This window comes from Mesorhizobium sp. M7A.F.Ca.US.002.01.1.1 (assembly GCF_004022955.1).
Lineage (GTDB): Bacteria > Pseudomonadota > Alphaproteobacteria > Rhizobiales > Rhizobiaceae > Mesorhizobium > Mesorhizobium ciceri.
Map to the genome: position 1 here is coordinate 1 of NZ_RZQE01000158.1, position 11,708 is coordinate 11,708.

14 protein-coding genes are annotated in these 11,708 nt (G+C 61.1%); 12 read left to right on the forward strand and 2 right to left on the reverse strand.

Translation table 11 applies throughout. The annotated features are described in order from the left end of the window. From mbhE to mnhG, 6 genes are all read left to right on the forward strand, one after another. On the forward strand, positions 1-1,593 hold a 1,593-nt coding region (mbhE, locus tag EN932_RS17035; RefSeq protein WP_128368929.1), incomplete at its 5' end, for a hydrogen gas-evolving membrane-bound hydrogenase subunit E. Further along, positions 1,593-1,934, forward strand: a complete 342-nt coding sequence (locus EN932_RS17040) for a Na+/H+ antiporter subunit C (RefSeq protein WP_127367939.1) — start codon at positions 1,593-1,595, stop codon at positions 1,932-1,934. The genes mbhE and EN932_RS17040, both read left to right, overlap by 1 nt. Beyond that, positions 1,934-3,574: a monovalent cation/H+ antiporter subunit D gene (locus EN932_RS17045; RefSeq protein ID WP_128368930.1), complete on the forward strand. Its 1,641-nt coding sequence runs from the start codon at positions 1,934-1,936 to the stop codon at positions 3,572-3,574. Before EN932_RS17040 ends, EN932_RS17045 begins: the two co-directional genes overlap by 1 nt. Continuing rightward, positions 3,571-4,056 carry a Na+/H+ antiporter subunit E gene (locus EN932_RS17050; protein ID WP_128368931.1) on the forward strand — a complete coding sequence of 162 codons (486 nt, stop codon included), beginning with the start codon at positions 3,571-3,573 and terminating at the stop codon, positions 4,054-4,056. Before EN932_RS17045 ends, EN932_RS17050 begins: the two co-directional genes overlap by 4 nt. Continuing rightward, complete coding sequence (locus EN932_RS17055) at positions 4,053-4,334, forward strand: K+/H+ antiporter subunit F (protein WP_064994275.1); 282 nt, start codon at positions 4,053-4,055, stop codon at positions 4,332-4,334. The genes EN932_RS17050 and EN932_RS17055 overlap by 4 nt, the downstream gene beginning before the upstream one ends. Beyond that, positions 4,331-4,720, forward strand: a complete 390-nt coding sequence (gene mnhG, locus EN932_RS17060) for a monovalent cation/H(+) antiporter subunit G (RefSeq protein WP_064994274.1) — start codon at positions 4,331-4,333, stop codon at positions 4,718-4,720. The genes EN932_RS17055 and mnhG overlap by 4 nt, the downstream gene beginning before the upstream one ends. A 7-nt stretch (positions 4,721-4,727) precedes the next feature. Here mnhG and EN932_RS17065 read toward each other — a convergent pair whose 3' ends face one another. Beyond that, the gene (locus tag EN932_RS17065) at positions 4,728-5,585 is read right to left on the reverse strand and encodes a universal stress protein (RefSeq protein WP_064994273.1); all 858 of its coding nucleotides are present in this window, start codon (positions 5,583-5,585) and stop codon (positions 4,728-4,730) included. 478 nt (positions 5,586-6,063) lie between these two features. Here EN932_RS17065 and rnk point away from each other — a divergent pair, with 478 nt between their 5' ends. The 3 genes from rnk (at position 6,064) to EN932_RS39545 (ending at position 7,478) form a co-directional block, all read left to right on the forward strand. Continuing rightward, complete coding sequence (rnk, locus tag EN932_RS17070; RefSeq protein WP_064994272.1) at positions 6,064-6,528, forward strand: nucleoside diphosphate kinase regulator; 465 nt, start codon at positions 6,064-6,066, stop codon at positions 6,526-6,528. Positions 6,529-6,689: 161 nt separating this feature from the next. Next, complete coding sequence (locus EN932_RS17075) at positions 6,690-7,253, forward strand: nucleoside-diphosphate kinase (RefSeq protein ID WP_128368932.1); 564 nt, start codon at positions 6,690-6,692, stop codon at positions 7,251-7,253. 96 nt (positions 7,254-7,349) lie between these two features. Then, on the forward strand, positions 7,350-7,478 hold the full coding sequence (locus EN932_RS39545) for a hypothetical protein (protein ID WP_263499052.1): 129 nt from the start codon (positions 7,350-7,352) through the stop codon (positions 7,476-7,478). A gap of 81 nt (positions 7,479-7,559) precedes the next feature. Here EN932_RS39545 and EN932_RS17080 read toward each other — a convergent pair whose 3' ends face one another. Further along, positions 7,560-8,405: a LysR family transcriptional regulator gene (locus EN932_RS17080; protein ID WP_128337936.1), complete on the reverse strand. Its 846-nt coding sequence runs from the start codon at positions 8,403-8,405 to the stop codon at positions 7,560-7,562. 130 nt (positions 8,406-8,535) lie between these two features. Between EN932_RS17080 and EN932_RS17085 the strand changes: the two genes are divergently transcribed. The 3 genes from EN932_RS17085 to EN932_RS17095 all read left to right on the forward strand — a co-directional run bounded on the left by EN932_RS17085 (position 8,536) and on the right by EN932_RS17095 (position 11,571). Then, on the forward strand, positions 8,536-9,198 hold the full coding sequence (locus tag EN932_RS17085; protein WP_128368933.1) for a 5-formyltetrahydrofolate cyclo-ligase: 663 nt from the start codon (positions 8,536-8,538) through the stop codon (positions 9,196-9,198). A 100-nt stretch (positions 9,199-9,298) separates the two neighbouring features. Next, positions 9,299-10,894: a cytochrome c oxidase subunit I gene (gene ctaD / locus EN932_RS17090; RefSeq protein WP_064994290.1), complete on the forward strand. Its 1,596-nt coding sequence runs from the start codon at positions 9,299-9,301 to the stop codon at positions 10,892-10,894. Between the two features lie 56 nt (positions 10,895-10,950). Further along, the gene (locus EN932_RS17095; RefSeq protein ID WP_164890513.1) at positions 10,951-11,571 is read left to right on the forward strand and encodes a Tim44/TimA family putative adaptor protein; all 621 of its coding nucleotides are present in this window, start codon (positions 10,951-10,953) and stop codon (positions 11,569-11,571) included. Positions 11,572-11,708 lie beyond the last annotated feature (137 nt).

The window sequence follows — 11,708 nt, forward strand, 5'->3', positions numbered from 1 at the left end:
CCGGCTGAGCTGCCTCGCGAACCTCACGAACCGCCGTTTTTCATGCGGTTTCCGATCCAACTTCTTGTGCTTGCCTGCCTCCTGGTTGGGACCGTTCCCGGCCTGACCATCGGTCCGTTCCTCCACACCGCCGTCACCTCCGTCCTGGGACCCGCGACGCCACAGTACAGTCTGGCTATCTGGCACGGGTTCACAATTCCTCTGTTCATGAGCGTGTTGGCGCTTGCCGGTGGCGCAATCCTTTATCTGCTGCTGAAGGACTATCTGGCGCGCTGCGAGGACGGCCCTCCCTACTTCCGCCGTCTCAGGGGCCAGCGCGTCTTCGAGCGCGTGTTGGTGGTGGTTTCGTGGAGAGGTGCCCGCTTCCTGGAAAGGTTTCTCGGAACGCGTCGGCTCCAGCCGCAACTTCGCTTGCTGGTCGTCGTGGCCTTCATCGCCGCCGCTTGGCCGCTCTACAGGCTAGGTTTCGATCCTGGTCGGCTGACAGTCCAAGGCGTCGACGTCACCTTCGCCGGCATCTGGGCAGTCGGCGTCGTGTGCGCCCTTGGCGCCGCGTGGCAAGCCAAGTTCCACCGGCTGTTCGCCCTTGTCCTGCTCGGCGGAGCCGGACTTGTCACCTGCACCACCTTCGTCTGGTTTTCGGCGCCGGACCTCGCGCTCACTCAACTGCTCGTGGAGGTGGTGACCACGGTTCTCATCCTTCTGGGATTGCGCTGGTTGCCCAAGCGATCGGCAGACGTCGCCCCCGGCCTGGCCACGACTGGCGCAAGACTACGTCGCTACCGCGATCTGGCCATTGCGGTGGTGTGCGGGACCGGCATGACCATTATCGCCTATGCGGTTATGACACGAACCCCGCCCGTCACAATCGCCGACTTCTTCCTGAAAAAGGCCTATTCGGAAGGAGGCGGCAAGAACGTCGTCAACGTCATCCTGGTGGACTTCCGGGGTTTCGACACGTTCGGCGAGATCACGGTTCTCGGCATCGTCGCGTTGACGGTGTTCGCCCTGCTTCGCCGGTTCCGGCCGGCGCCCGACAATGTCGAATCCCCTGAACAGCAACGCGTCCAGAGGGCATTCGACGAAGCCAGGCCCGACCGTGAGGCGGGCGATACGGTGAGCGACTATTTGCTGATCCCGGCGGTGATCATGCAATGGCTGTTCCCGGTCATCATCGTGTTCGCCGCCTATCTGTTCATGCGCGGCCACGATCTCCCCGGCGGCGGCTTTGTCGCCGGAATCGCATTGGCCGCCGCCTTCATCTTGCAATATCTGGCGGCGGGCACACGCTGGGTTGAAGACAGGTTGCGGGTCCTGCCGGTGAACTGGATCGGCTTCGGCCTTCTCCTGGCGGCCCTCGTCGGGGCGGCCTCCTGGCTGTTCGGATACCCTTTCCTGACCTCGTATTCCCGTTATGTCGAATTGCCACTGATCGGTTCGGTGCCGGCGGCTACCGCGACCCTTTTCGATCTCGGCGTCTTTTGCCTCGTTCTCGGTGCGACCGTGCTGATGCTGATCGCTCTCGCCCACCAGTCCATCCGCCGACTGCGCGCATACCGGATCGTGGCGCAAAGCAACGAGGAAATCGCGTAGTGGAGCTTATCCTTGCCATCGGGATCGGCGTACTGACGGGGGCCGGCGTTTGGCTGTTACTTCGGCCGCGGACCTTTCAGGTCATCATCGGCCTGTCGCTCATCGGCTATGGGGTTAATCTGTTCATCTTCTCGATGGGCAGACTCAGGGTGAATACGCCGCCCGTTCTCGAATCCGGCGCGGTGGTCAACCCAGCGGACTACGCCGACCCCATCCCGCAGGCGCTTGTTTTGACCGCCATCGTCATCGGCTTCGCGACAACGGCCCTGTTCCTCGTGGTGCTGCTCGTATCGCGTGGCCTGACGGGCAGCGACCATGTCGACGGCAGGGAGCCCAATTGATGGAAACGGCAGGTCATCTCATGATCATGCCGATCGTCCTGCCGCTCGCGGCAGGGGCCGTGCTGCTGCTGCTGGACGAGCGTCGCCATGTCGTCAAGGCAGTGATCAGCATCGTCTCGGCGCTTGCGCTGGTGGTCATCGCCATAGCTCTGCTTCGCTTGGTCGACAATGCCTTTGCTTCGTCAGCAACCACCGGCGTCTATCTGCTCGGCAATTGGCCGGCGCCGTTCGGCATCGTGCTCGTGCTCGACAGGTTGTCCGCCCTGATGCTGGTTCTCACCAGCGTACTGGCGCTCGCTTCCCTGGCCTTCTCGCTGGCGCGCTGGCACAAGGCAGGGCCGCATTTCCACACGCTCTTCCAGTTTCTGCTCATGGGGCTGAACGGGGCGTTCCTCACCGGCGACCTGTTCAACCTGTTCGTCTTCTTCGAGGTGCTTCTGGCTGCATCCTATGGTCTCGTTCTGCATGGCTCGGGGCCGCTCCGCGTCAAGGCGGGCCTGCACTACATTGCAGTCAATCTCGCTGCTTCGTCGCTGTTTCTGATCGGGGTCAGCCTGATCTACGGCGTGACCGGCACACTGAACATGGCAGATCTTGCGCAGCGAATCCCGGCGGTGCCGGCGGCGGATCGAATGCTGCTCGAAGCAGGCGCCGCCGTCCTCGGCGTCGCCTTCCTGGTCAAGGCGGGGATGTGGCCGCTGAGCTTCTGGCTGCCCGGCGCTTATTCGGCGGCAGCGGCCCCGGTCGCCGCGATCTTCGTGATCATGACCAAGGTCGGCTTCTATATCCTGCTGAGGCTTTCCCTGTTGCTGTTTGGCGTGGACGCCGGCGCCACAGCGGGCTTTGGCGACTCGTGGCTGCTGTTCGGCGGCATGGCCACCATCGCCTTCGGCGCTATCGGCGTGTTGGCGTCGCAGGCAGTGGGCCGGCTCGCCGGCTTCAGCATCCTGGTCTCATCCGGCACACTGCTGGCCGCGATCGGGATGGCCGATGCGAGAGTCACTGCCGGAGCCCTCTTCTACATGGTCAGTTCAACACTGACGATCGGCGCGTTCTTTCTCTTGATCGAACTCGTCGAGCGGGTGCAGGACCCAGCCGCGCATGTTCTATCGGTGACCATGGAAGCCTATCGCGACGACATGGAGGAGCCGGTGCCAGAGCAGGAGGAAGTCGGCGTTGCCATCCCCGGCACGCTGGCCGTTCTCGGCATCTGTTTCGCGGCATGCGGCCTCTTGCTCGCGGGCCTGCCACCGCTTTCGGGATTTGTCGGAAAGTTCGCGCTGCTGACCGCGATGGTGCGCCCCGATCCTGTGGCGGGTGGCGGCCTAATCGCGGGCTCGACATGGATCCTGGTCGCGTTGCTGATCCTGTCCGGCCTCTGCGCCCTGATCGGCACGATGCGCGCTGGCATCCAGATTTTCTGGGCGCCGATCGAAGGCACCGTCCCCCGCGTGCTGCTCCTGGAGATCGCGCCAGTAGCCTTCCTCCTGACGCTCTGCCTGTTGATGACGGTCCAGGGTGGACCGATGATGCGCTACATGGATGCGACCGCCCAATCGCTGCATTCGCCCGCGGACTACTTGCGAGATGTTCTGTCCACCCAGCCGATACCAGGGCCCAACGCGCCGAGGGACAAATGATCGCCCTTCTGCCTTATCCGCTGCTGACAGCTTCGCTGCTCGCGATGTGGATACTGCTCAATGGGCTGTCCATCGGCCAGGTGTTTCTCGGCGGCGTCATCGCTCTCGCAGCGTCCTTGGCCATGGCAGCGCTTCAGCCCGCTAAACCAAAAATACGACGCTGGGACCTGATCCCGCAATTGGTCCTGGTCGTCCTGGCGGACATTCTTCGCTCCAACATCGCCGTGGCGGAGATCATCCTGCAAGGCGGGCGGCATACGCGAACATCCGGATTCGTGATGATCCCGCTCGAACTGCGCGACCGGACTGGGTTGGCCGTACTCGCCTGCATCATCACCAGCACGCCCGGCACCGCCTGGGTCGAATATCACGCCGGCAGCGGCAGGCTTCGGATCCATGTTCTCGACCTGATCGACCAGCAGGCGTGGATCGACCTGATCAAGCGGCGTTATGAACGACGGTTGATGGAGATTTTCCAATGAGCGGCGTCATAATCGCATGGTCCGTCACCACCGCTCAATTGCTTCTGGTCGCCGCCATGGCATGTGCTCTGCTGCGCCTCGTTCGGGGGCCGCGCGCGCAGGACCGGATCCTGAGCTTCGATGCGCTCTATGTCGGCGCCATGCTTCTCCTGCTGACTTTCGGCATCCGTGCCGGCAGCACGGTCTATTTCGAGGCTGCCCTGGTGATCGCGCTGCTTGGCTTTGTCTCGACCGTGGCGCTGGCGAAATTCCTTATGCGCGGCGAGGTAATAGAATGACCCCTGTCGCCGACCTGCCGGTCTGGGCTGCTCTGCTCACGGGGTTCTTCTTGATCCTGGGGTCGACGCTGACCCTGCTCGGGTCGGTCGGGCTCCTGAGGTTCAGAAGCTTTTACGAACGAATTCACGCCCCGACGCTAGGGACCACCTGGGGCACGGGCGGTGTTCTGATCGCCTCGATCATCTTTCATTCCGTGCTTCAGTCGAAACCTGTCCTGCACGAGATACTGATCGCACTGTTCGTGACTGTCACGACACCCGTCTCGCTTATGCTGCTGGCGCGCGCGTCGCTTTACCGGGACCGCAGCGAAGGCAACGATGGCGTCCCGCCATTCGAGACGGCCGCGCAATCCCAAGACGAACAACCACGATCATCTGGCGCGTAGGCCACGATCAACTTCGGATCGGCGGCACCGCGAAAACATCCACGTCGACCGATCGCAGAATGCTTTCTGTCACGCTGCCCAGAAGTACCTTGATGAGACCCGAACGGCCATGCGTTCCGATCACCAGAAGGTCGGGCGCCACCTCCTTGATCGCCTCCATGATTGCTTCGACGGGGCCTGCTTCCTTGATACGCAGCGACCAGTTGTCGACGCCAAAGTCGTTCGCCTCCAGAAACGCGACCAGTTCCCTACCCGCCTGCAAACGTTCTGCCGCCACGTAGCGCGCTATCTCGTCCTTGCCTATTCCAGCATTGGACATTTTTCCCTTGGCGAACGCATCGAAACCATGGACCAGCGAAAGACTGGCGTCGCCTATGAGCCCGGTTTCCCTCGCCGTCCTGATTGCGCGTGCGGACGGCTCCGACATATCCACGGCGGCCATCACCTTTTTGTATGAATGTTCCACCTCAGCATTCACCATGAGGACCGGGCATGGTCCGGTACGGATCACGCGTTCGATGGTCGTTCCGACAAAAATATCGCGGAGCAACTGCTTGCGGTGCGCGCCCATGACAATGAGATCCGCCGAGCTCGCCGCGGCCGCTTTCAGGATGCCGTCGAACGGGTCGCCGGCGACAACCGTGGACTTGCAGCGGAGCCCCTGCAGTTCGGGGATCGAGGCCATTTGTTCTTCAAGATATCGCTGTGCTTCGCGTCTTTCGAGCTCGAGTATATCTGCGGGCTGGTCGTCGTCGACGACATGGACAAGCGTGAGTTCGGCGCTGACGTCCCGAGCCACAAGGCCAGCTCGCCGCAATGCACGTAGCGAACGGGTGGAAAAATCTGTCGCGGCAAGGATTTTCATGGCAGCTCCTTGTTCCTCGTCCCTGAAATCATAACCGCCGGTCGTTGGGCGTACTTTGGCTAGTAATCTGGTTGACGATGCTATCGCATATTCGAAGTGGCATCCTAGGCGGCGGCTCTACTGTGCTGCAAGGGCCTCCGGAAATGCTTGATCGGCTTCTCTTGCCGCAGGCCTGGCTCCCGCGCGGCTTGACTTCGCAGATTGCTTCCCCAACTATAGGGTATGAGCACCGTCGCCAAAATCCGTCGCGATTTTCTTTTCCGGGTTTGCCCCATAGCGGGATCGTAACCCCCGGCTCGGCTGCCATGCGCGCCCCGAGCCGAGGGGTGAACATGTAAAAATTGAACATGTAACATTGGCGCAGGGTTGCATCAGTCCCTGCGGCATCGGCGCATTCAGCAACAAATTTCCGTCGCACTGACAACCGCTGACGATCCCTTGCCGGGCTCGGACGCGAGGCAGAAACATGAGTACTCAAATGCAAGACATCACGAAAAGCCGGCGCAAGCCGAACATCCGCATTTCGAAGTCGGACCACGCGCGTCTGTCGGCGCTCGCGAACACCGTTGCCGCCCGAAATCCGGAGGCGGCAGATGAGCTGTTCGCCGAACTCGAGCGCGCCCGCATCGTCGCTGATGGCTGGGTCTCCGCCGGCACCGTCCGGATGGGTTCGACCGTGACTTTCAAGCCCGATACCGGCGATCGGAAAACGGTGACGCTGGTTTTCCCTGGCGATGCGGACATCTCCGAAGGCAAGGTCTCAATCCTCACGCCGATTGGCACGGCCCTGGTCGGCCTCTCGGCTGGGCAGTCGATCATGTGGACCGCCCGAGACGGGCGTCGGCATGAACTGCTGGTGCTTGATGTGAGCCAGCCCGCTCCGGCAGGCGATGTGGCCGATCGGCGCGCGCCAGCGTCTTCGACAATCGCTGCGGGCGTCTAGACATGGGCGTTGGCATCCGTCTCCTCAATCACGCGGGCAGCCTCATCGCGGGAGTGTGACCCCTGCGCCGGCCTATCCTGGCCCGGCACAGGGGTAGCTTTCCAAACCCGATCAATTGCCTGACGCCGGACCCCTTGCACAGGGCCGGCTGGAGACGTGCCATGCCCACTATCGATAGCTGCCAACTGACCACCAAGGACTACACCATTCTTGAGGTGATGCAGGAGCGCCGACCTGCCCTCGGCGATGCCTTGTCGGCGATCCTTCAACGGAAGATTTGGAGCGCAGTTGTGATGTTTCGGGAAGACATCCCGGCAAACGTCGTGACGCTCAGCAGCCTCGTGGCTTATCGGGTAAACGACGGCCCTGCCGAAACCCGCATCGTCGCCCATGACCACATGCGCGGTCTGGTTGGCATGCTGTTGCCTATCACCAATCCGCGCGGCCTGGCGCTGCTCGGTCTGGCCGAGGGTCAGTCCATTTCCATTCCGACCTCGGACGGCAGCCTTGAAACGCTGACCGTACATGAAGTGGTTTATCAGCCAGAAGCCGCAAGGCGCGAGAGGCTGAAGCTGGCGGGCGTTGCCGAGCCGGGTTCGTGGCGACCGGACGGACCGGTTCTGCGCGTCGTCCATCGTTCCGATGAACCGCACGACGAAGTTCAGAGCAAAGTCGCGGCGGCATTCGATGCCGGGTTCGACGACCCGGGTCCATCGGCCGCCTGAGAACTCGACTGTCCCGAAGGCTGTGAAGGCGGGTGGACAAGCGTCCCGTCGGGCCTTGCCCTGTATCAATTGAGGCCAACAAAGTAGGGTCTGATTATGGATGATTACAACAACCAGAAGGGCGCCAAGCCTGAAGATGTGCGAGCCGCGTTGAGAGGCTGGGCATTCTTCGCCGTTCTAATGACCGGAATCTTTGGCCTGGCCTACGCTTTGATCGAAATGTAGATGAACCGGCGAAGCCGACCAGCTTGCCGTTGCAGTCTTTGCGATCAAACGCGAACCATGGCTTCGCGCCGGGAGCGACGCTCAATTCACAACTTGCTTCAGGCCGCGCAGCGCCTCCTGTACGTCGGCTCGCGCCTCGCTTGCTTCCGAATAGACGGCATAGGCCGGATAGGTGAATTCCGGCGCGCCTTCTACTACCTCCAGTTGCCCGGCCTCGATATGGGGAGCTGCTGCGCCCCTGCGGAAATAACCCATTCCGCCGGCGCGCAAGATGTAGCTCAGCCCCAGCGGTCCCAGGCCGACCATCAATCCCGGCTCGCCGAAGGCAGAGGAACTGGCACCATGCTGGGCCGCAAACAGCGGCCCCCAGTCGACATAGACATAGTCCTTGGAGCCGCCGGGTTCCCCGTCTCGGTCCATGGTCCGGACCAGAACGAGTTGCTCCTCAACGAGAAGCTCCACCCTGAATCCCGGCAACAACCTCGGCGCATAGAGCACCGCAATGTCAAGAACACCGGTCCTGAGTTGCTCGATCAGTTGGTCCGGTACGCCGACCTGGGCTTGGATGGCGATTTCCGGCCTGGCGTTCTTCATCCAGACCAGCCAGTCGAGCAGCAGCGGGTTCCACAAGCTGAGCTCTCCGCCAAGGGCGACGACGCTTGTCCGTCCCGATGGGATGGCGAGTTGGTGGCGGGCGCGCTCCCAGATTTGCACGAATGACTGGGCGAACCGCTCGAACTCCCGGCCCGCCGGCGTCAGTTGCGCGCCGTTGCGGTTACGGATGAAGAGCTGACGTCCGAGCTCCTCCTCCAGCGTGCGAATGCGTGCGCTTACGGTGGTCTGCGTGACATGAAGGCGATCCGCAGCCTTCAGGAAGCTGCCCGAATGGACGATTTCCAAAAACGTGCGAGCGCGGGCGATGTCCATTGGGGCTTCTCGGTTCAGTGCAATAATCTTGCACCAATACAGCATTTAATTCCGTTTGCCTTCCTGTTTTACACAGCGCAACCTTGATGAGGCCGAGCGGTTTCCGCTGCGACGGTTAATGGAGCGCGCAATGCCAGATCAGGAGGATGGTCCCTTGGAAACGCAAGAGTACGCCTCTCCGCCGTGCTACATGCACGAACTTGTTCCGGGATATGGCGCGGATTCGATCGCGCAGGACACTTGGTCGGATGTCTGTCGGTGGCGCAAGGCGGAACGCAAGCGCCTGATCGACGAGCGTCTAGCCGTAGACCCCGAGGAACGCCTCGCGAAGTCTTTGCGCATCGCTTCCGCTCTCGATCTGGCTGTCGGCCGGGTGAGCGGCCGCATCGTTAGTGGCTATTGGCCTTTTCGAGGGGAACCGGACCTTCGCAACTGGGCGATCCGGGTGATCGAGCGCGGCGGGCGGATCGCGCTGCCGGTCGTCATCAAAAAAGGCTGGCCGCTCGAGTTTCGTATTTGGGGACCGGGAGACCCACTGGAACGCGGAATGTGGAATATTCTTGTCCCGTCACACGGGCCTTCGGTCCAGCCGGATGTGGTCATCGCGCCCGTAGTCGGTTTCGACCAGGCGAATTATCGCCTGGGCTATGGCGGCGGCTTCTTCGACCGGACCCTGGCCGCCGCGCCGAAGCGGCCTCTCGTCGTGGGCGTCGGTTACGCCTGCAGCAAAACCCAGACCATCTATCCGCAGCCACATGACATTCCGATGGATGTGATCGTCACGGATGAATGAATGAGCGCAGGCGAGGCTAATCCTTTGTGACGGCGGATCGCAGATGCCGTCCATTGTTGAGGCCGTCTTGCCAGCCAGCAGTGAAAGCAGGAAGCACGTCATGTCCAATCCCGCCACAACCTTGGATGATCACAAGCCCCGGTTTCTCGTCAGGTGGCTGTTTTCGACCAACCACAAGGATATCGGGACGCTTTACCTGCTGTTCTCGATCATGGCAGGCGTCTTCGGTACCGCGCTTTCCGTGTTGATCCGCATGGAGTTGCAGGAACCGGGCCTGCAGATATTTGGCGATCCGGGTGTCTACAACGTCGTCGTCAGTTCCCATGGGCTGGTCATGATCTTTTTCGTCCTCATGCCGGCGCTGATCGGTGGCTTCGGTAACTGGATGGTGCCGATCATGATCGGCGCGCCCGACATGGCCTTTCCGCGCTTGAACAATATCTCGTTCTGGCTTCTGGTGATGTCGTTTATCCTCTTCATCACCTCAATGTTCGTTCCGGGAGCACCCGGCACGCTCGGTCACGGCGGCGGCTGGACGCTCTATCCGCCCTATTCGACGGACGGCCAGCCGGGTCCCGCCGTCGACCTGGTCATCCTGTCGATCCACCTTTCGGGCGCCTCCTCTATTCTCGGCGCGATCAACTTCATCACCACCATCTTCAACATGCGCGCACCGGGCATGACGATGCACAAGATGCCTCTGTTCGCCTGGTCGATGCTGGTCACCGCGTTCATGCTTCTCATGTCGCTGCCGGTGCTCGCCGGTGCCGTCACCATGCTTTTGACTGATCGCAATTTCGGGACGACTTTCTTCGCACCGTCCAGCGGCGGTGATCCGATCCTATACCAGCATCTGTTCTGGTTCTTCGGTCATCCCGAAGTCTACATCATGATCCTGCCTGGTTTCGGCATCATCAGCCATGTCATCTCGACCTTCGCCAAGAAGCCGATCTTCGGCTACATCGGGATGGCCTATGCGATGGTGGCAATCGGTGCGATCGGCTTTGTTGTCTGGGCACACCATATGTATACCACGGGCCTGTCCCTGGACACCCAGCGCTACTTCGCCTTCGCCTCGATGGTCATCGCCGTTCCAACTGGGGTGAAAGTGTTTTCGTGGCTGGCTACCATGTGGGGAGGATCAATCGAGTTCAAGACCCCCATGCTCTGGGCTCTCGGCTTCGTCCTGCTCTTCACCATCGGTGGTGTCACTGGCATCATGGTTGCCAACCCCGGTATCGACCGCGTCTATCACGACACTTACTTTGTGATCGCCCACTTCCACTATGTGCTGTCATTGGGCGCGGTCTTCGCCATCTTCGCCGGCTTCTACTACTGGTTCCCGAAGATGACTGGTTACATGTACAACGAAACGCTCGGCAAGTTGCATTTCTGGCTGATGTTCGTCGGCGTCAACCTCGTCTTCTTCCCGCAGCATTTTCTCGGCATGGCTGGCATGCCTCGACGTTATGCCGACTACCCCGACGCTTTCGCCGGCTGGAATTTCGTGTCGTCGATCGGTTCCTACATTTCTACGGCCGGACTTATCGTCTTCTTCATCGCGGTCGCGGAGGCCTTCGCCCGCAAGCGTCAAGCTGGCGCCAATCCATGGGGCGAAGGTGCGACCACGCTCGAATGGCTGCTGCCGTCGCCGCCGCCATTCCATCAATGGGAACGGCTGCCGCGCATTGTCTAAAAGTCACCTCCGGTTCTGAACCGGCGCCCGCTTCGACATTTTGTCGGGAGAACTTCATGAACGAGACCACAGACCCAAACAACCAGATACTGCTCATGGCGATCATCGCGTTTTATTGGGCGTTTCTAGGCAGTTGGAGCAAACGTCAGTCACGTCCGGGCGATGACAAGGCAAAACCGGACGATGCGCCGACTGAGCGTCTAGCCGGAAGTAACGAAATCACGTCTTCCGGCGACACGCCCTTGGAGGTTATCCGAAAGAGCGATCCGAGTTTTGACCCTGCCACGTTTCTGGCCGGCGCCAAGGCGGCTTATGAAGTTGTCCTGTTGGCCTATGCAAGTGCGGACATCCAGACATTGAAGCGCCTTGTCGGACCGGAAGTGCTCGACATCTTCGAACGGGCGATTGCCGGGCGCCGGGATCGGGCGGAGATGCTGCAACTCACCTTTATAGGCACGAACGACGCAAAGGTCGTCGACGCTCTTGAGGAGAATGGTACCGCTGAGATTGCCGTTCGCTTCGTTTCCGACGTGGTCAGCGTTACACGCTCGGCCAACAACGACATCGTTTCAGGAGATCCCCAGCAGATCATTGAAGTGATCGATACGTGGACGTTTGCCAGTGACATCCAGCCAAGGAAGCGAAATTGGATGCTGATCGCCACAGACGGCGGCTAGCTGCTTGCGTCATTCCGGTGACCGCTGAAGGGCGACGCTTGGACGCTTGTGTGTGGCTTTCATCGCGTGCGCCGTGATTAACCTAAGAGACCGGCGGTGATGACGGTTGAAACGCATCTGCGCTGCAGGGGCGGGGG

Excerpts from the sequence above, each read along its gene's own strand:
- EN932_RS17055 (WP_064994275.1), top strand. The coding sequence starts at position 4,053 with ATGAGCGGCGTCATAATCGCATGGTCCGTCACCACCGCTCAATTGCTT.
- EN932_RS39545 (WP_263499052.1), top strand. The coding sequence starts at position 7,350 with ATGGATGATTACAACAACCAGAAGGGCGCCAAGCCTGAAGATGTGCGA.
- EN932_RS17045 (WP_128368930.1), top strand. The coding sequence starts at position 1,934 with ATGGAAACGGCAGGTCATCTCATGATCATGCCGATCGTCCTGCCGCTC.
- EN932_RS17085 (WP_128368933.1), top strand. The coding sequence starts at position 8,536 with ATGCCAGATCAGGAGGATGGTCCCTTGGAAACGCAAGAGTACGCCTCT.
- rnk (WP_064994272.1), top strand. The coding sequence starts at position 6,064 with ATGCAAGACATCACGAAAAGCCGGCGCAAGCCGAACATCCGCATTTCG.
- EN932_RS17075 (WP_128368932.1), top strand. The coding sequence starts at position 6,690 with ATGCCCACTATCGATAGCTGCCAACTGACCACCAAGGACTACACCATT.
- mnhG (WP_064994274.1), top strand. The coding sequence starts at position 4,331 with ATGACCCCTGTCGCCGACCTGCCGGTCTGGGCTGCTCTGCTCACGGGG.
- EN932_RS17065 (WP_064994273.1), bottom strand. The coding sequence starts at position 5,585 with ATGAAAATCCTTGCCGCGACAGATTTTTCCACCCGTTCGCTACGTGCA.
- EN932_RS17095 (WP_164890513.1), top strand. The coding sequence starts at position 10,951 with ATGAACGAGACCACAGACCCAAACAACCAGATACTGCTCATGGCGATC.
- EN932_RS17080 (WP_128337936.1), bottom strand. The coding sequence starts at position 8,405 with ATGGACATCGCCCGCGCTCGCACGTTTTTGGAAATCGTCCATTCGGGC.
- ctaD (WP_064994290.1), top strand. The coding sequence starts at position 9,299 with ATGTCCAATCCCGCCACAACCTTGGATGATCACAAGCCCCGGTTTCTC.
- EN932_RS17050 (WP_128368931.1), top strand. The coding sequence starts at position 3,571 with ATGATCGCCCTTCTGCCTTATCCGCTGCTGACAGCTTCGCTGCTCGCG.